The organism is Clostridium sp. KNHs216 (assembly GCF_006714885.1).
In the GTDB taxonomy this organism is placed as follows: Bacteria; Bacillota; Clostridia; order Oscillospirales; family Acutalibacteraceae; genus Caproiciproducens.
This window is the reverse complement of the sequence record NZ_VFMF01000001.1, coordinates 1,124,497-1,143,044: the sequence shown is the minus strand read 5'-3', so window position 1 is coordinate 1,143,044 and position 18,548 is coordinate 1,124,497. Positions and strand designations below refer to the sequence as shown.

Annotated in this window: 16 protein-coding genes and 2 riboswitches; of the genes, 11 read left to right on the top strand and 5 right to left on the bottom strand. The window is 54.4% G+C overall.

What is annotated here, in order from left to right:
- Window positions 1-5: 5 nt before the first annotated feature.
- The 10 genes from LY85_RS05540 to LY85_RS05495 all read left to right on the top strand — a co-directional run bounded on the left by LY85_RS05540 (window position 6) and on the right by LY85_RS05495 (window position 9,655).
- A complete protein-coding gene (locus LY85_RS05540; RefSeq protein ID WP_038325224.1) occupies window positions 6-1,040 on the top strand; it encodes an ABC transporter permease in 1,035 nt (344 codons plus the stop codon).
- Between the two features lie 42 nt (window positions 1,041-1,082).
- A complete protein-coding gene (locus LY85_RS05535) occupies window positions 1,083-2,069 on the top strand; it encodes a substrate-binding domain-containing protein (protein WP_141825809.1) in 987 nt (328 codons plus the stop codon).
- A 118-nt stretch (window positions 2,070-2,187) separates the two neighbouring features.
- Window positions 2,188-3,156 (top strand): ROK family glucokinase, encoded by a 969-nt coding sequence (locus LY85_RS05530; RefSeq protein ID WP_141825808.1) that lies wholly within the window; start codon window positions 2,188-2,190, stop codon window positions 3,154-3,156.
- 249 nt (window positions 3,157-3,405) lie between these two features.
- Entirely contained in the window at window positions 3,406-4,641 is a 1,236-nt protein-coding gene (locus tag LY85_RS05525) for an ammonium transporter (RefSeq protein ID WP_185741113.1), read from the top strand.
- 20 nt (window positions 4,642-4,661) lie between these two features.
- The gene (locus LY85_RS05520) at window positions 4,662-5,003 is read left to right on the top strand and encodes a P-II family nitrogen regulator (RefSeq protein ID WP_141825806.1); all 342 of its coding nucleotides are present in this window, start codon (window positions 4,662-4,664) and stop codon (window positions 5,001-5,003) included.
- A gap of 141 nt (window positions 5,004-5,144) precedes the next feature.
- A riboswitch (TPP riboswitch) is annotated at window positions 5,145-5,242 on the top strand.
- Between the two features lie 30 nt (window positions 5,243-5,272).
- A riboswitch (TPP riboswitch) is annotated at window positions 5,273-5,370 on the top strand.
- A gap of 51 nt (window positions 5,371-5,421) precedes the next feature.
- Window positions 5,422-6,225 carry a bifunctional hydroxymethylpyrimidine kinase/phosphomethylpyrimidine kinase gene (gene thiD / locus LY85_RS05515; protein ID WP_141827985.1) on the top strand — a complete coding sequence of 268 codons (804 nt, stop codon included), beginning with the start codon at window positions 5,422-5,424 and terminating at the stop codon, window positions 6,223-6,225.
- A complete protein-coding gene (gene thiC, locus LY85_RS05510; protein ID WP_141825805.1) occupies window positions 6,222-7,535 on the top strand; it encodes a phosphomethylpyrimidine synthase ThiC in 1,314 nt (437 codons plus the stop codon). The genes thiD and thiC overlap by 4 nt, the downstream gene beginning before the upstream one ends.
- Window positions 7,536-7,564: 29 nt before the next feature.
- Window positions 7,565-8,383: a hydroxyethylthiazole kinase gene (gene thiM / locus LY85_RS05505; protein WP_141825804.1), complete on the top strand. Its 819-nt coding sequence runs from the start codon at window positions 7,565-7,567 to the stop codon at window positions 8,381-8,383.
- Window positions 8,373-9,008, top strand: a complete 636-nt coding sequence (thiE, locus tag LY85_RS05500; RefSeq protein ID WP_141825803.1) for a thiamine phosphate synthase — start codon at window positions 8,373-8,375, stop codon at window positions 9,006-9,008. Before thiM ends, thiE begins: the two co-directional genes overlap by 11 nt.
- A complete protein-coding gene (locus tag LY85_RS05495) occupies window positions 9,005-9,655 on the top strand; it encodes an HAD family phosphatase (protein ID WP_141825802.1) in 651 nt (216 codons plus the stop codon). Before thiE ends, LY85_RS05495 begins: the two co-directional genes overlap by 4 nt.
- A gap of 29 nt (window positions 9,656-9,684) precedes the next feature.
- Here LY85_RS05495 and LY85_RS05490 read toward each other — a convergent pair whose 3' ends face one another.
- The 5 genes from LY85_RS05490 to LY85_RS05470 all read right to left on the bottom strand — a co-directional run bounded on the left by LY85_RS05490 (window position 9,685) and on the right by LY85_RS05470 (window position 15,533).
- Window positions 9,685-11,040, bottom strand: coding sequence for a GH1 family beta-glucosidase (locus LY85_RS05490; protein ID WP_141825801.1), 1,356 nt, complete (start codon window positions 11,038-11,040; stop codon window positions 9,685-9,687).
- Between the two features lie 40 nt (window positions 11,041-11,080).
- A complete protein-coding gene (locus tag LY85_RS05485; protein WP_141825800.1) occupies window positions 11,081-11,941 on the bottom strand; it encodes a carbohydrate ABC transporter permease in 861 nt (286 codons plus the stop codon).
- Window positions 11,938-12,891: a sugar ABC transporter permease gene (locus LY85_RS05480; RefSeq protein WP_141825799.1), complete on the bottom strand. Its 954-nt coding sequence runs from the start codon at window positions 12,889-12,891 to the stop codon at window positions 11,938-11,940. Before LY85_RS05480 ends, LY85_RS05485 begins: the two co-directional genes overlap by 4 nt.
- A 90-nt stretch (window positions 12,892-12,981) precedes the next feature.
- On the bottom strand, window positions 12,982-14,430 hold the full coding sequence (locus tag LY85_RS05475; RefSeq protein WP_141825798.1) for a carbohydrate ABC transporter substrate-binding protein: 1,449 nt from the start codon (window positions 14,428-14,430) through the stop codon (window positions 12,982-12,984).
- A gap of 74 nt (window positions 14,431-14,504) precedes the next feature.
- On the bottom strand, window positions 14,505-15,533 hold the full coding sequence (locus LY85_RS05470) for a LacI family DNA-binding transcriptional regulator (protein ID WP_038325202.1): 1,029 nt from the start codon (window positions 15,531-15,533) through the stop codon (window positions 14,505-14,507).
- Window positions 15,534-15,963: 430 nt separating this feature from the next.
- On the opposite strand from LY85_RS05470, the gene LY85_RS05465 reads away from it, so the two are divergent.
- Window positions 15,964-18,399 carry a glycosyl transferase gene (locus tag LY85_RS05465; RefSeq protein WP_141825797.1) on the top strand — a complete coding sequence of 812 codons (2,436 nt, stop codon included), beginning with the start codon at window positions 15,964-15,966 and terminating at the stop codon, window positions 18,397-18,399.
- Window positions 18,400-18,548: the final 149 nt, after the last annotated feature.

Here is an 18,548-nt window from a genome sequence, read left to right as displayed (position 1 = left end):
TTGAAATGGAAAATAGAGAGAAACAGAACGCATGGAAAAAATTAATGGCTATCCGGGGCATGGGACAGGTGGTCACCGTTACGGCCGGACTGATCGTCCTCTGCATTGTGTTTGCGGTTTTGAATCCGTCCTTCTATTCGGGGAGGAATGTCGGGAATCTTCTGCGGCAGGTTGCGCCGATCCTGATTATCGGCATCGGCCAGTCCTATGTCCTGATTACGGGGAACATCGACCTGTCGATCGGCTCCGTCGTCGGCATGAGCTGCATGATTTCCGCGACCCTGATGACCAAGGGGATGAATCCGTGGGCCGCCATGCTGCTGACCCTGGTCCTCTGTGTCGGCGTGGGCGTCCTGAACGGCTTACTGGTGGCGCAGTGCAAGCTGCCGCCTTTCATCGCCACGCTGGGCACCATGACGGTCGCCAGAGGCGTCGCCCAGATCGTCAACAACAACTACAACACGGACGCTATCGGGGAAGCGGCACAGGGCTACCGGAATCTGTTCTACTACGGCAGCACGTTCGGCCTTTACAACACCATCTGGATTGCACTTGTTCTCTTTCTGGGATTCAATTTCCTGCTCAGCAAGACGCGCACGGGGCGCCATATCTACGCGGTGGGCAGCAATATTGAGGCATCCAAGCTGTCGGGCATCAATACGGACAGCACGACCATCAAGGTGTATATTGTGAGCGCGTTCTGTGCCGGTGTGGTCGGCCTGATCACAAGCGCGACGGCCGGTATGGGAACCATGGACGCCGGAAACATGTACGAAATGTACGCGGTCGCGGCTTCGGTCATCGGCGGCGTTTCCACTCTGGGCGGTCAGGGCCTTCTGGTCGGTACGGTGGTCGGCGCTGCGATTTGGGGCGTGCTTCAGAACGGTCTTCAGTTCGCGGGAGCGCCGGTCGCCATGAGAAATATCGTGATCGGCACCATCGTGGTCATCTCCGTTTTGCTGGATGTCGTCATCCGCACCGGAAAACCGAAGAAGGCAAAGAACAATACCAAACTGGTAACGGCACAAAAAGAAAGTTAAAGCAGATGCTTTAATGTATAAAAATTAGGGAGGCTTAATGTAATGAAAAAGAAGATCTTGGCTATTCTACTTTGCGCGGCAATGGCAGTAACTGCATTCGCCGGCTGTGGTCAGGCGGCCAACCCGGCATCCGCGGAGAACAACGCTTCAGCGGGGGATGCGGGCTCAGCGGCGGCTCCGGCTTCCGACAAAAAGATCAAAGTCATTTTGATTACCATGGACAGTCTGGATCAGCACTGGGTTTCTGTCGACAAAGGCGCGCAGAAGGCAGTTGCCGAGCTCGGCAACATCGAGTACAAATGGATGGCTCCGGACAAGAAGGATGACGCGCAGCAGATCGAGCGTGTCAACAATGCAATCGCCGACGGCGCAGACGCGATCATGATCGCCGCCAACGGCCCGGACGCTATCTCCGCTTCTCTGGAAGATGCAAAGGCAAAGGGAATTAAAATTATCTATGTGGACTCCCCGGCAAAGACCGAAGGCATCGCTACCTTCGCAACGGACAACGAAGCAGCCGGTAAGACGGCGGGCGAGGAAATGCTCAAAGCGCTGGAAGCGGCCGGAAAGAAAGACGGAAAAATCGGTATCGTCAATGTCAACTCCGCCACAGCTTCCACTGTAGCGCGTGAAAAGGGCTTCCGTGCGGCGTTCGATGGCAAGGGCTACACCCTGCTCCAGACCCAGTACGGCGAAGGCGACGCAACAAAATCACAGGATATCGCAGATAACTACATAACAGAGGGTGCTGTCGGTATCTTCGGCTGTAACGAAGGCAGCACTGTCGGCGCTGGAAATGCCATCAAAGGCTCCGGCAAGAAAGATATCGTCGGCGTTGGCTTTGATAAGTCCGACTCTATTTTCTCTCTGATTAAAGACGGTTCCCTGCTCTGCGCAATGGCTCAGAACCCGGACGTCATGGGCTACGAAGGCATGAAGGCCGCCGTGAAAGCGGTCAAGGGCGAAACCATTGAAAAGACCTCCGTTGACACCGGCGTTTCCGTACTGAACAAAGATACGATCAAATAAGAGTTTAAAAATGCATAACAGGGTCGCTGTTTGCCAGTGGCCCTGTTTCTGTATTGACCGCCCGTATTGATGCTGTTGAAAACAGGCCGGGCTGTTTCTGAAAAGGAGGGATTGACAGATGGAAGGAACGGAATCTTTACCGGCTGTTTACCGGGTCGGAATCGACCTAGGCGGGACCAATATCGCGGTGGGGGTGGTGGATGAGGACTTTCACATTGTCGCCAAATACTCCACCCCGACGGGGGCGGACCGTCCTTATGAGCAAATTGTCGGGGATATGGCGAAAGCCGTAAGAAAGGCCCTGAGCAATGCCGGGGTTCCCGTGGAACAGTGCTGTTCCGTCGGAATCGGCAGCCCGGGCATCTGCGATTCCGGAACGGGTACGGTGCTGTACTCGAACAATCTTGGCTGGAAGGGAGTCCCTTTGACCTCCGCCCTGCAAAAATGGATCGACCTGCCCTGCCGTCTCAGTAATGATGCGAACTGTGCGGCGCTGGGAGAGGTTGCGGCGGGCGCGGCAAAGGGCTGCAAAAATGCCGTCCTGATCACGCTGGGGACCGGCGTCGGCGGCGGCGTGGTGTTGGACGGCAAAATATTTTCCGGCTGCCATTCCGCGGGTGCGGAGCTAGGGCATACGGTTCTTGTCAAGGATGGGGAGCTCTGTACCTGCGGGCGGCGCGGATGTCTGGAAGCGTATGCGTCGGCTACCGCGCTGATCCGGCAGACAAAGCGCGCCGCGCAGGAGCACCCGGAGTCGCTGATCTGGAAGCTGTGCGAAGGGAATCCGGAGCGTATCAGCGGCCGGACTTCCTTTGAAGCGGAAAGGCAGGGCGACGAAACGGGACGGCGGGTGGTGGACAGCTATCTGTCCTATCTCAGCGAGGGCGTCGTCGATTTTGTCAATATTTTCCGCCCGGAGTGTCTTATCCTCGGCGGCGGAATCTGCAACGAGGGGGCGCGTCTGCTCGACCCCATCAACACGTTTGTCCGTCATTTCTGCTTTGGCGGGGAGCTGGTGGAAGCGCCAGCGGTGATTCGGGCGGCTCTCGGCAACGACGCCGGCATTATCGGCGCAGCGCTTCTGTAACGAAATTTTATAAAAAATGAATTTACGGCGATAAAAGCGCATAAAAATTTTCAACCGTTGATTTTGAATTTTACCGCTTGACAGATGCTCCAAAATAGATTAATATATTTTGGTAATAAAGGCGGCTATAAGCAGAAGGCTGCCTGACGACGCGTCTTATTGGCAATGAGGTCAATAAAGCTTTACTTTGTGTATTGCTTTATTGGCCTTTTTATTTTCTGCAAAAAACAAAAGAATAGGAGTTTGAACATGGATCATGGCGATGTGGCGTGGATGCTGACCTCCTCAGCTCTGGTACTTCTTATGACACCGGGCCTGGCATTTTTTTACGGCGGCTTTGTTAAGCGGAAAAATATTATCAATACGTTGATGTCTTCGGTTATTCTGATGGGGGTGGCTTCCATTTTATGGGTGCTGGTCGGCTTTTCCCTTTCCTTCAGCGGGGATATCGCCGGTATCATCGGAAATCTGAAATGGGTGGGAATGAATTTTGACGGCTTTACGGATACAACGCTTCCTTACCCCAACACGCTGACTTTTGCCGTTTTCCAGATGATGTTTGCCATCATCACGCCCGCGCTGATGACCGGCGCGGTTGCCGAGAGAATGAAGTTTTCCTCTCTCGTTGTTTTTACGGCCATCTGGTCCGTGATCGTTTACTATCCCCTTGCACACATGGTCTGGGGCGGAGGGTTCCTGTTCGACATCGGTTCCGTGGATTTTGCGGGGGGCAACGTGGTACATATCAGCTCCGGCGTCAGCGCCCTTGTCCTTGCCATCTTTCTCGGCAGGCGGAAAAATTACGGAAAGGCGACTTACCGCCCACACAACGCGCCGATGATTTTTATGGGCGCCGCGCTTCTGTGGTTCGGCTGGTTCGGCTTTAACGCGGGCAGCGCACTGGCGGCGAACGAGCTTGCCGTTCACGCTTTTCTGACAACGAATACCTCGGCCGCGGCGGCCATGCTTTCCTGGCTGGTGATCGAAGTGGTCACAAGCGGAAAACCGACGATTGTGGGCGCTTCCACCGGCCTGGTGATCGGCCTTGTGGCGATTACCCCCGGAGCGGGCTTTGTCCCCGTCTGGGCGGCTTTGGTCATCGGGGCCATGGTCAGTCCCATCTGCTATTTCTTCATTACCGTTGTGAAGCCGAAATTCGGCTATGACGACGCGCTGGATGTGTTCGGGTGCCATGGCGTCGGCGGAATATGGGGCGGTATTGCGACGGGTATTTTTGCGCAGAAATCCATTAATTCCGCGGCGGCGTGGAACGGGCTGATCTTCGGCGATGCAAACCTGTTCCTGCGCCAGCTTGCGGCAATCGCCATCACCGTTGTCATCGCGGTTGTCGGTACCTTGATCGCCGGCAGCATCACTTCGGCTGTTACGGGCGGCATCAAGGTTTCCCAGAAAGACGAGAATGTGGGGCTCGACGCTTCCCAGCACGGGGAATCCGCTTACCCGGCGTTTAACGGGATGGATTAAGAAATGAGAATGGTGAAGATATGAAAAAAATTGAAGCGTTTATACGTCCGGATCAGCTGGAAGAAATCAAAGAAATCCTCGATTCTCTCCAGCTCAACGGCCTGAGCATTATGCAGGTCATGGGCTGCGGCAATCAAAAGGGCTGGAAGGAATTTGTTAGGGGGACGGAGGTCGACTACCAGTTCCTGCCGAAAATCAAAATTGAAATGATCGTTCTGGACGAACAGGCCGATACGGTGGTGGACAGCATCGTCGAAAAGGCGTACACCGGGGAATACGGCGACGGAAAAATCTTTATTTCCGACATCAGCGACGCCGTCCGTATCCGTACGGGGGAACGCGGCAGGGAGGCAATCCAATAGCGTTCATAACCGGGTTCCACGGGATAAAAAGTTCGCCGGACTGCCGGTCTCCTTCCGTTTACGGTGTTCCCTGCACCAAAGCGGCATGGAAAAATACGGACGGAAGACGGATTGACAGGCATTCCAATACAGTATATAATAAAATACAACTGGGGGAACTCATGGAGTTGAGAAGGTAAAACCTGACCCTTTGAACCTGTCGGCTAATACCGAAGTAGGGAACGTTGATTGATTCGCGTTCACCTGTTTGGGTGGACGCTTTTTTAATTGAATAGACGCGGGGGGACTCATCCGAGTTGAGAAGGTAAAACCTGACCCTTTGAACCTGTCAGTTAACGCTGTCGTAGGGAGCAAAATCCGATGTTTTATGCTCGCCTTGACGGTGGGCATTTTTTTATTTCAGAAGGAGGAGTTAGCCATTAAAAATTTACTGACCATTGCAGGTTCCGACTGCAGCGGCGGAGCCGGAATCCAGGCCGATCTGAAAACCTTTGCCGCGCACGGGGCCTTTGGCATGAGCGTCATTGTTTCGGTGGTGGCGGAAAACACCAGCCGCGTGATTTCCATTCAGGATATCCCGCCGCGGATTGTCGCCGACCAGATCGACGCCGTGTTTGAGGATATAGCGGTGGACGGGGTAAAAATCGGGATGCTTTCCGGCGCGGAGCAGATGAAGACGGTCGCCGAAAGGCTGCGTTTTTACCGGCCCGGCGGCGTGGTGCTGGACCCGGTGATGGTCGCGAAGGGCGGCCGCGCCCTGATGCACCCGGACGCGCTGGAAACGCTGAAAGCCGAAATGCTGCCGCAGGCTTTTCTGCTCACGCCCAATATCCCGGAGGCGGAAGCGATCACCGGTCTGGAAATCCGCGCTGTCGGGGATATGGAAAAAGCCGCCGCTGTTCTAAGGAGCATGGGGCCCCGGTATGTGCTGGTCAAGGGTGGGCATCTGGAGGGCGACGCGGTGGACATTTTGTTTGACGGAGAAAAAATCCGTGCGTTTCGGACAGAGAGGATTCCCACAAAAAATACCCATGGTACGGGCTGCACCCTTTCCTCCGCCATCGCGGCAAACCTTGCGAACGGAATGGAGGTTTCCGAGGCTGTCGGCGCCGCGAAAGAATACGTTACTACAGCCATCCGGCACGCGCTGCCGATCGGCAAAGGCCACGGCCCGACCAATCATTTTTACAATTTGTATAAAAATGGAGGATTATTACAATGAGAACATATCAGACGCAGATGGAAGCGGCTAAAAAAGGCATTGTCACCAAGGAGATGTCCGTGGTGGCGGAAAAAGAATCCATGGAGCCCGAAAAGCTGCGGGAGCTGGTAGCGTCCGGGCAGGTCGCCATTCCGGCCAATATTCACCATGCGGCCCTGTCTCCGGAGGGAATCGGCGCGGGACTGAAAACAAAAATCAACGTCAATCTGGGGATTTCGGGCGACTGCAAAAATTACGATGTGGAAATGCAGAAGGTGGACATGGCGCTCCGCTTCGGCACGGAAGCGATCATGGACCTGAGCAATTATGGCAAAACCAATACCTTCCGGCAGGAGCTGATTGCAAAATCCTCCGCGATGATCGGCACGGTGCCCATGTATGATGCGATCGGGTATCTGGAAAAGGATTTGCTGGAAATCTCCGCAAAGGATTTTCTGAAGGTGGTGGAGGCGCACGCGAAGGAAGGCGTGGATTTCATGACGATTCACGCGGGCATCAACCGCCGCGCGGTGGAGGGCTTCCGCAGGGAGGGCCGCACCATGAACATTGTTTCCCGGGGCGGGTCTCTGCTTTTCGCGTGGATGGAGATGACGGGCAATGAAAACCCGTTTTACGAGTACTATGATGAAGTGCTGGAAATTCTGCACGAATACGACGTGACCATCAGCCTTGGCGACGCGCTTCGTCCCGGCTGTCTGGACGACAGCACCGACGCGGGGCAGATCGGGGAGCTGGTCGAGCTGGGAAACCTGACCAGACGCGCGTGGGAAAAGGACGTGCAGGTCATGGTGGAAGGTCCGGGCCACATGGCCATGAATGAGATCGCGGCCAATATGACGCTGCAGAAGCGGCTTTGTCACAACGCGCCGTTCTATGTGCTGGGACCTCTGGTCACCGATATCGCTCCCGGCTACGACCACATCACTTCCGCCATCGGCGGAGCGATTGCGGCGGCCAGCGGCGCGGACTTCCTGTGCTACGTCACCCCGGCGGAGCATCTTCGCCTGCCGGATCTGAACGATGTCAAGGAGGGAATCATCGCCAGCAAAATTGCCGCGCACGCGGCGGATATCGCAAAAGGCGTTCCCCATGCGCGCGACCTCGACAATCAGATGGCGGACGCGCGCCACAGGATGGACTGGGACGAAATGTTCCGGGTCGCCATAGACGGGGAAAAAGCAAGGGACTACTTTGAAAGCACCCCTCCCGCCGACCGCCACACCTGCTCTATGTGCGGAAAAATGTGCGCCGTCCGTACGACCAACCTGATTCTGGAAGGCAAAAAAGTAGAGTTCTGCTCTGAAAAATAAAAAAAATAAAATATCCGGAGGATGAAACAATGAATCAGATCACCAAAGAAGTATCAAACGCAATCCGTGTCCTGAGGGAAAAGATTCCGCTGGTACATAATATTACCAACTATGTGACGGTCAACGACTGTGCAAACGCGCTGCTTGCCATCGGCGCTTCGCCCATCATGGCGGACGACATTGCGGAAGCGGCCGATATTTCCGCTATTTCTTCCGCTCTGGTGCTGAACATCGGCACACTGAACCAGCGCACCGTCGCTTCCATGCTTGCGGCGGGGAAAAGGGCAAACGAACTCGGGATTCCCGTTGTGTTTGACCCGGTCGGTGCGGGCGCGTCCAAACTGCGCAACGACGCGACCAGAGAGATTCTGGAGCAGGTCAGGCTTACGGTCCTGCGCGGGAATATTTCCGAAGTCTCCTTTGTCGCGGGGCTGGCCGCTTCGACGAAAGGGGTGGATGCTTCCGAGGCCGACGGCGGCAACGACGCGGTTGCCGTTGCAAAAGCCGTTGCGGAAAAGCTGGGCTGTACGGCCGCCGTTACCGGTGCGGTCGACGTGATTGCCGACGGGAAAAGAGTCGTCCAAATACGCAACGGACATCCCATGCTCAGCAGGGTGACCGGTACCGGCTGCATGACCTCCTCGCTGGTCGGCGCCTACGCGGGCACGCTGCGGGACGGCTTTACGGCGGCGGTCGCCGGAATCGCTTCCATGGGAATCGCGGGAGAGCTTGCGTACGAAGCGGCGGGGCAGACCGGCACCGGCAGCTTTCATATCGCGATTATCGACGCGCTGAGCCGCCTGAATCCTGTTTTATTGGAAGAGAGGGCGAAGTTGGATGAAATCTGAAATCGATTATTCCCTGTACCTCTGTACGGACAGGGAACTGATGAGCACCTCTACGGTGGAGGAATCGGTGGAACAGGCGATTCAGGGGGGCTGTACGGTCATCCAGCTGAGGGAAAAGAATATTTCTTCCCGCCTGTTTTACGACACGGCCCTTGCGGTGAAAAGGGTGACGGAACATTACGGCGTCCCTCTGCTTATCAACGACCGGCTGGACATTGCGCTTGCAGTCAATGCGGACGGCGTGCACGTGGGGCAGAGCGATTTACCCTGCGGCGTGCTGCGCCGTATTTTGGGGGAAGAAAAAATCATCGGGGTATCCGCGTCCACACTGGAAGAAGCCGTTCAGGCCGAGAAGGACGGCGCGGATTATGTCGGCGTGGGCGCCATGTACGCGACCGGGACGAAAACGGACGCCGAAATCGTCTCTATGGAAGAATTGCACGCCATCCGCAGGGCGGTTCGAATCCCGATTGTCGTCATCGGGGGAATCAACCGGGAAACCGCCCCCGCATTCTGTAAGATCGGTATCGACGGCCTGGCGGTGGTTTCCGCAGTGATCGCACAGCCCGACATCCGCGAAGCCGCCCGCGGGCTTTTACAGATTTTCCAGGGAGGGAATCCATGAAGGAATTGAAAGGCGCGATTTTTGACCTTGACGGCACTTTGCTGGATTCCATGGGAATCTGGGCGCAGATCGATCAGCGGTTCCTTGCGAAACGGGGAATCCCTCTGCCGGACGACTATGTCGAAAAGGTTACACCCATGAACTACCGGGACGCGGCGGCGTACACCATCGCGCGGTTTTCCCTGTCGGAAACGGCTGAGGAGGTCATCCGTGACTGGATGGAAATGTCCGAACAGGCCTACCGCTTTGAAATCGCACTGAAGCCCCGGGCCGGGGAATTCCTCCGGAAGTTAAAAAGCCGTGGAGTCAGGCTGGCGGTCGCAACCGCGCAGGCCCCGGAGCTGTACGAACCGGCACTGAAAAACAACGGCGTTTTTGACCTGTTCGACGCTTTTGCCCATCTGGGCGAGGTGGAGAGGGGGAAGGGCTTCCCCGATATCTATTTTCTGGCGGCGCAGCGGCTCTGCCTTTCCGCACGGGACTGCGTGGTGTTTGAGGACATTTCGGCGGGCATCCGGGGAGCAAAGGCGGGCGGCTTCCGGACCTGCGGGGTTTACGATCCGTACTCGGACTATGAAAAAGAGACCATCCTCCGGGAAGCGGATGAGTACATTGATTCGTTTGCGGAACTGCTGGAACCGGACTGAATGGATACGAACAAAACGGAGAGAGGCTTTCAAAGCCTCTCTCCGTTTTGTTCAATCGTTTTTTGGTACCAGTAAGCGCTGTCCTTCGGGATTCGCTCTTGTGTTTCATAATCGACATAGATGATGCCGAAGCGTTCGTGATAACCGGAATCCCATTCAAAATTATCCATCAGGGACCAGACGAAGTAACCTGCGACATCAATACCCTCATTTACCGCCATCCTTAAATAACGGAGATAGCGGCGCAGATAATCGATCCGGTTCGGGTCGTGTACCCGCCCGTCCAGTGAGATGGCGTCGTGAGCGGACATTCCGTTTTCGCTGATAATGATTTTTTTGCGGTATTCTCCATACAGAAATTTACTGCACCAGTACATGCATTCCGGGGTCACGGGCCAGTTCATGGCCGTTTTTGTCATCCCCACGGGGAACGGTACCGGTTCCCAGCCGCCCTTCGCCGCCCGGACGCGGGCGGCGTGGTAAATATTCTGCCCGTAAAAATCGATTGGCTGATGGATGAGCTCCATGTCCCCCGCGCTGATTTCGGGCAGCACATCGGAAAATTTCTGCAGGAAGTCTTTGGGGTACTCCCCCTTCAGAATCGGGTCGCTCCAGAGGGAGACGCTGAAAAGAGCGTCAAGATAGTCGCCGGGGACCTCGAAGGTAGCGCGCCGCGCGGCTTCGGCGTCCTCGGTCCGGTCGGTCTGCGGAACGAAAATCCGCCCGCACTGAGCCAGTCCCACACTGACAGGACCGCCGTATTCCCTCAGCGCACGGACTGCTCTTCCGTGCGCCAGCAGAACGTGGTGGACCGCCAGAAAATTATCCGCGGCGGAAAGCTTCAGGCCGGGCGCGTGCGTGCCGCGGCCGTAGCCCAGTCCGATAAAGCACTGCGGTTCATTGATGGTGAAATAATGCTGGATTCTGCCTTTAAACCGTCTCGCAATGGTTTCGGCATACTGTTCGAACCACAGCGGGCTCTGTGGGTTCAGCCAGCCGCCCTGCTTCTGCAGGACGGCCGGATAATCCCAATGAAAAAGAGTGGCATAGGGTGTAATCTGATTTTGCAGGAGTTCCTCTACAAGGTCTTCATAGAAACGCATTCCCGCTTCGTTTACTTCTCCCGTTCCGTCCGGCAGAATGCGGGGCCAGGAGAAGGAGAAGCGGTAAGCGCGGATACCCAGCTGCTTCATCATGGCGATATCTTCCCGGAAGCGGTGATAATGGTCGCAGGCGTCGTCGCCTGTCTGACCCTCAAAAACAGCGCCCGGAACACGGCAGAACTCATCCCAGACAGAGTCGCTTTTGCCCCCTTCCCGCGGGGCTCCCTCAATCTGGTAGGAGGCAGTTGCGGCGCCCCAGATGAAATTTTCAGGAAATCCCATTTGCTTCATCCCCAGCTCAGTTTATTTTGCGGCGGACCGGTTATCCCTTTACGCCGCCCAGCGCAACGCCGCGCACAATATATTTGGAGAGAATCAGGTAAATAATAATGACCGGAATGATCGCGATCGTGACCATCATGTAGACCTGCCCCATGTCGAATTTGAGGAAATCCGCGCTGCGCAGCTGCGCAATCAGGATGGGCAGAGTCTTTTTGTCAGCTTTGTCAATCAGCAGGGCGGGAATAAAGAAGTTATTCCACGCGGTCACAAAGGTGAAAATCGCCTGTACGGCCATCGCCGGCTTCATGATCGGCAGCACGATGGTGTTAAAGGTGTGAAACTCGCCGCTGCCGTCAATGCGCGCGGCCTCCACGATTTCCATCGGCATATTGCTGTCAAGATACTGTTTCATAAAGAAAAATACAGTGGGGGAAGCAATGGAGGGCAAAAACAGCGGAATCAGGGAATTGCGCAGCCCCATCGCCTGCATCTGATTGACGAAGCCCACCGCCGAAATCTGCGTCGGCATCATCATAATCAGCAAAATAACCGTGAAAGCGGCTTTTTTAAATCTGAAATCGTAAGCGTAAATCCCATAGGCGGTCAGCGCCGAGAAATAGGACGCCAGAAGCGCTGTCAGCGCGGAGACGACAAGGCTGTTATAAATACCGCTCAGCACGGGGATGTTCGCGTTTTTCAGAAGATTTTTCAGGTTTACGACAAAGGATTTTCCCGGAAGGAACGAGAACCCCTGCTGAATCTGATAGGTGTTCCGGGAAGAGTTAATCAGCAGCATGTAAAAGAAAAACAGGCACAAAAAGCAAAGAACAGCCAAAACAAGATAGCAGGCGCCCCGTGTGACGGAAAGTCCGGCTTTGCCGGATTTAGAATGGTTATTCATCCATGGACACCCCTTTTCTTTTTGTTTCCGGCAGCGCCATCCTTGTTTGTCATCATGAAATAAATTAGGAAGCAGAGCGCCGCGCAGATCAGGAAAAGCACGGTGGAAACCGCTCCGGCCATCCCGTAATTTTTGCTGTACATATGATTGTTCAGGTACATAATCATCGTGGTCGCGCTGCGGTCCGGATTACCGGAGCCGTTGGTCAGAATCTGGGGCACATCGAACATCTGCAGGCCGCCGATGAGCGAAGTGACCAGGACATACGCCATAATGGGACGGATCAGCGGAATGGTGATCCGCCAGAACATCTGGTTGGAGGAGGCGCCGTCAATTTCGGCCGCCTCGTAAAGTCCGGGGTCGACGCCCATAATCGCCGCCATCAGCAGAATCGTGGTATTACCGAACCACATCAGAAAATTCATGAAGCTGATCAGGCCGCGAGTGCCGGCTATGCTGGCCAGAAAACGGAAGGGCTGGCTGAAAATACCGAGGGACACCAAGCTTCCGTTGACGGGGCCGTTGTCGGAGAACAGCGCGAAAAACAGCATCGCAAAAGCGGAAGCCATGATCAGATTCGGCATATAGATCACGGTTTTAAAGAACCCCTGCCCGCGCAGGTTCAGGCGCTGGTTGGTAAACCACGCCGCCAGCAGCAGCGAGATAATGATCTGGGGGACAAAGCCGATGAACCAGATCAGAAGGGTGTTTCCCAGATAATTCGGCAGGTCCGTCTGAAATAATTTGACATAATTCGCCATGCCCGTAAAGGTCGGTCCAATGATTTTCAGCCCCTGGCGGTAATATTGAAAGAAGCTGTAATAAATGGTGGAGCACAGAGGAATCAATGAAAAGACAATAAATACGATAAAAAATGGAGAGATAAAAAGATAACCCCATTTCGTGTAGCGGCTGCGCTTCCTCTTTTTCGGCGTACTCTCAGCGTTCATGAAGTCGAAGCCCCCTTTCCCTAATAAAGCCGCACGGCCGCGGTCCGGGGAAACCCCCTTTGGCAGCCGTGCGTCCGGCTCAAAAAATCTTTATGATGGCCATTTTATCTCTGTGATTTCAGGATATTTCTCCTTGACTGTCTTTTCAAAGTTTGCCTTTGCTTTTTCAAGGTCGACAGTGCCGTCGAAATAATCCTTAAAGCATTTCTGCATGCTTTCGTTCATTCCCTGATCGTAGGGACCGGCGTTGCTCATGTCGATCTTCGGCGCCACTTCGGCAAAGAGCTTAATGTGGTTCTGGCCGCCGAGGAACGCGGATTTGAAGTCGCTGTTCGCGATTTCTTCCATGGCCTCTTTGTTATTGGTATAATCCTGTGTGTCGGTTGTGATCTTCTTCATGATCGTGCTGTCGCTGGTGAGGGACTTCATGACATTCTTGATCGTGCCGATGTTGTCGCTTCCCTTGGCGCCGCAGATCCATGTGCCGCCCCAGTAGTAGCTCTGCGGGCCCTGGCAGACGGCATAGTCGCCGTAAACGCCGTTGCCGACTTCTTCCTTGCCGCCCTCCGCGACCGGTGTTTTCAGGGAGTTGCCCAGCAGGGTAAAGTTAATGCCCCAGGTGGAGTAGAAGAATCCGAGTACTTTTCCGCTCGGCCCCTGGTCGGCCTGCCACTTGTCGTCCCAGAGGGAGGTCTTGTTGTTGTAGCCCTTTTGCGCATATTCTTTCGTCTGTTTTACCCAATTCATCAGGTTGGCGTCAACCGTGGCCGTCGTGTCCGTTACCCACGGTGCGGATACGTTGTTAGAGAAGGTGCGGTAGCTGTCGTCATAACCGGAAAGCATCTTGTAGCCTTTGGCGCTGGCCTGTGCCGCTACGCTGTTGAACTTATCCCAGTCGGAGAGAGATTCCTGTACCTTTGCGGGGTCGTCCGTGCCCAGCACCGCTTTGGCGATGGAACGGCGGTAAGCGAACAGACCGGGGGTCGCCTGCCAGGTGGTGCCTTTCAGGGCGCCGTTTTTGTCAGTGACGATATCCTGTGTGTACTGGTATTGGTTGGACAGGTCGCTGTCCGTCAGCCCTATGTCTTTCTTTACATCCAATGTGTATTCACTGTCGACGTACTTTAATGCGTAATCGGCTTCCACCAGGAAAATATCGATTTTGTCGTCGGCAGCGGCGCTTTCCTGAGAAAGCAGCGCCTGATCCAGTTTGTTCTGATAGTTGTTGTTGTCGTTCGGATTGATGGTCCATTTGACGACGGTGCCGTCGTTTAAGGTAGTGGTGGATTTGTCGCTGGCCACTTCCTTTACTTCCGGATAATAATCGTTGAACCTGCTTTGGAACTCATCGTTCCAGCACCAAATGTTGAGCGTTTTTCCTTCCGCTGCCGGAGCTTCGCTGTTTGCGGCTTCCTGGCTTGCGACGGGAGCTGCCGACGACGCGGCCGGCCCGCTCTGGCAGCCGGAAGCGGTTGCCATGACGCCTGTCATCATCGCGAGAGCCAGAAGCGTTGCGGTGATTTTTCTTGCCTTTTTCATGTTTACGAAATCCTCCTTTAATCTGGCGGACAATCCGCTAAAATTTATCAGCATGGCAGTTACTCTGCCAAAACTTACTCGATGGAGGGATCCACCCTTCCGACCGACTGGCCTTCTATCAGCTGGCCCATCACCGTAACGTTCTCCGTTATGGTGGTAAGGGGATTCTCTATTTGGCCGATCAGCCTGCGCGCGGCTTCGCGGCCGAGCATTTTTGTGTCCTGTTTCAGCGTGGTGAGCCGCGGCTTGATTACCTGGGAAAGGGAGATTCCGTCATATCCCGCGATGGAAATATCCTCCGGAATCCTCAGCCCCGCGGCCTCAATCGCCTCAATGCCCCCGAGCGCAGCGTAATCGTCGGGCATGACGATGCAGGTCGGGCGGTTCGGCAGGCTCAAAAGCTGTCTGACGCTGTGCCGGGTGGCGGCAGTGTCGTGGTAGGCTGCGCGTGCAAGATATTCCTGGGGAGTCTCGATCCCCAAATCCATCAGCGACTTGCAGAAGCTGGTCAGACGCTGTTCGGTGACCGCCGATCTTTCGCCGTGCACATAGGCGATTCTCCGGTGGCCCATGTCATATATGTACTGTACAAGCTCGTGCATCCCCCGCACGTTCGCCGAGTTGATGCTTGTGTGGTTGTTGAACACGTGATCGATGGTCACGACGGGAATACTGCTGCTTACCAGCTCGATGACCTCCGGTTTCTGGAAGTCGATACAGGCGATGCACACGCCGTCGAAATTGCGGTATCTGCAGTGCTCCAGAAAAGTCATCGGCCGGTTTCCAATGTTGATATTGTGATTGATAAAGGTGATGTCGTAGCCGTGCTTTTCCGCTTCCACCTTAAAGCTGTCCAAAACGGCGGCAAAATAATCGTGCGTCAGTCCGCTTTGGGCGTCGTCCACAAACAGCACTCCTAAATTATGGGTACGGTTCGTTTTCAGGGCCCTTGCGTTGGAATTTGGGAAGTAGCCGAACTGCTCTGCGGTTTCCAGAACGCGCTGGCGGGTTTCCTTGCTGATGTCGCTGTAGCTGTTCAGCGCTTTGCTGACCGTTGAAACGGACAATCCGCATTTCAACGCAATATCTTTTATGTTTGCCATATGACTTTCTCCTGTCTGAGAAATTTTCTAAATCGTTTTCGTAAGTTATTATAATCCATAATTAACAGTTTTTCAATAGTGATTTAAATTTTAATATTAAATTTTTAAATAAAATTCATTTTATAATATATTTTGGGAGAAAACGGGTTTGTATTTTTCTATCATTAATATTATATACGAAAATGTTTTCGTAAAAATCGAGATTTTTTAAAAAATATGAAAATTTCTGTGATTTGGCTCTTTTTTACTGTTTTGGTTTAAAATTGTATGATCTATCGATTGATATTCGTGTAATATGCTGAATATTAAAAAACACTTGATTTTATCCGAGATACCTATTACTATAAAGAAAATGGATTTCGTGTTTTGTGAAATTACTAAATCGTTTTCGTAATTTGTAGTCAAACAAAGCATTGGGAGGAACTTGCCTATGAAATTCGGATATTTTGACGACGTCCGCAGGGAGTATGTCATTACCCGGCCGGACACCCCCTATCCCTGGATCAACTATCTTGGAAACGAAGACTTTTTTTCACTGATCTCAAACACATCGGGGGGATATTGTTTTTATAAAGACGCACGCATGCTCCGCCTTACGCGGTACCGGTATAATAATGTTCCCACGGATGCGGGAGGGCGCTACTTTTATATAAATGACGAAGGCACCGTCTGGAATCCGGGCTGGGCGCCGACGAAAACGCCGCTGGACTCTTACGGGTGCCGCCACGGGCTGGGATACAGCATTTTTGATTCCAGCAAAAACGGCCTGCAGGTGACGCAGACCGTTTTTGTCCCGATCGGCGCGGACTGCGAAGTGACCCGCCTGACTATGAAGAACACCTCCTCAGAGCCAAAGAGCTTTCAGGTGTTCTCTTTTGTTGAATTCTGCCTTTGGAACGCCTACGACGACATGACGAACTTCCAGCGCAATTTCAATATCGGGGAAGTGGAAGTGACCGGAAGGGCGATCTATCACAAATCGGAATACCGCGAGCGGCGCAACCATTACGCGGTGTTCGGCGTGAACACTGCGATCGACGGTTTCGACACGGACCGGGAATCCTTTTTAGGGGCCTACAACGGCTTTGACAGGCCGGACGCGGTGCTTGAGGGGAAGCCCCGCAACTCCGTCGCAAGCGGTTGGGCGCCCGTCGGCTCCCACTGCGTCCGTATGACCCTTGCTCCCGGAGAGGAAAAAAGTCTGATTTACGTTCTGGGCTACTGTGAAAACCCGGAAGATCAGAAATGGGAATCGCCGAATGTTGTCAATAAAGCGCCGGCAAAAAAGCTGCTGGACGCCTTTTCCACAGACGCGCAGGTGGACTCCGCGCTGTCCCGTATCAAAGAGTACTGGGACGGCCTGCTTTCCAATTTCCGCCTTGACAGCCGGGATGAAAAGCTGAACCGCATGGTGAATATCTGGAACCAGTACCAGTGCATGGTGACGTTCAACATGTCGCGCTCCGCCTCCTATTTTGAATCCGGGATCGGAAGGGGAATGGGCTTCCGGGATTCCACGCAGGACCTTCTTGGCTTTGTGCATCTGATTCCCTCCCGCGCAAGGACCCGTATTCTGGATATCGCCGCCACACAGATGGAGGACGGAAGCGCCTACCATCAGTACCAGCCGCTGACCAAACGAGGCAATCTTGAAGTCGGCAGCGGGTTTAACGACGATTCCCTGTGGCTGATTTTCGGGGTGATCGCGTATCTGAAGGAGACGGGGGACTGGCCGGTTCTGCAGGAGCAGGTTCCCTTCAACAACGAGGAGGGCACGGAGGTTCCCCTGCTGGAGCATTTGAAACGTTCGTTTGACCATGTGCTGAACAACCTTGGGCCGCACGGGCTTCCGCTGATCGGCCGCGCCGACTGGAACGACTGCCTCAACCTGAACTGCTTCTCCAAAACGCCAGGGGAATCCTTCCAGACCTGCGCGAATTTTGAAAGCGGGATCGCGGAATCGGTGTTTATCGCGGGGCTGTTTGTTTCGGTCGGCCCGGCGTACGCCGAAATTCTGAGCCGGTCGGGGTATGCGCAGGAAGCGGAGCGCGCGCTTTGCGAAGTAAACAATATGACCGACGCCATCCTCAGGGACGGTTGGGACGGCGAATGGTTTCTGCGTGCCTACGACGCCTTCGGGGACAAAGTCGGCAGCCGGGAATGCGACGAAGGCAAGCTGTTTATCGAACCGCAGGGCTTCTGCGTCATGGCCGGAGTCGGCGTAAAGGAAGGCTTGGCGCAGCGCGCGCTGGATTCCGTGCACCGACATCTTGATACGGAATTCGGTTTGGTTCTGAATTGGCCGTCCTATACCTCTTACCGGCTGAATTTGGGTGAAATATCCTCCTATCCTCCGGGGTACAAGGAAAACGGCGGCATTTTCTGCCACAACAATCCCTGGGTTTCCATTGCGGAAACCGTTCTCGGCCGCGGCGATCTGGCGTTTTCCGTTTACAAAAAAACCTGCCCCGCCTATACGGAGCAGATCAGTGAAGTACACCGCACCGAGCCCTATGTTTACGCGCAGATGATCGCCGGGCGCGACGCGCCGCGGCACGGCGAAGCGAAAAATTCCTGGCTGACCGGTACGGCGGCCTGGAGCTTTTACGATGTCTCCCAGTTCATTCTCGGTATCCGGCCCCAGTTCGACGGACTGGAAATCGATCCGTGTATTCCCGAGGATTTCGGCAGCTTTACGGTGGAACGCAAATTCCGCGGCTCCACGTACCGGATCGAAATCGACAATGCGGCGGGGAAGAGCAAAGGCGTAAAAAGCATGACGCTTGACGGCGAACCGGTACAGGGCAACGTCCTTCCGGTGTGCGGCGACGGGCAAAAGCATGTCGTCCGCGTGTGCATGGGCTGACATTTTCTTCAAGCGGGCAATATAGTCAATTAACTTCAAAACCATCCAGTCTTTGCGGTCTATTTTCCGTGTTGTTGCGTTATCCTCCTCGTCAGGCGCCAGCCTGACTTCGTCGTCTGCCTTACAGCACGAAAAATGTCCTCGCAGTC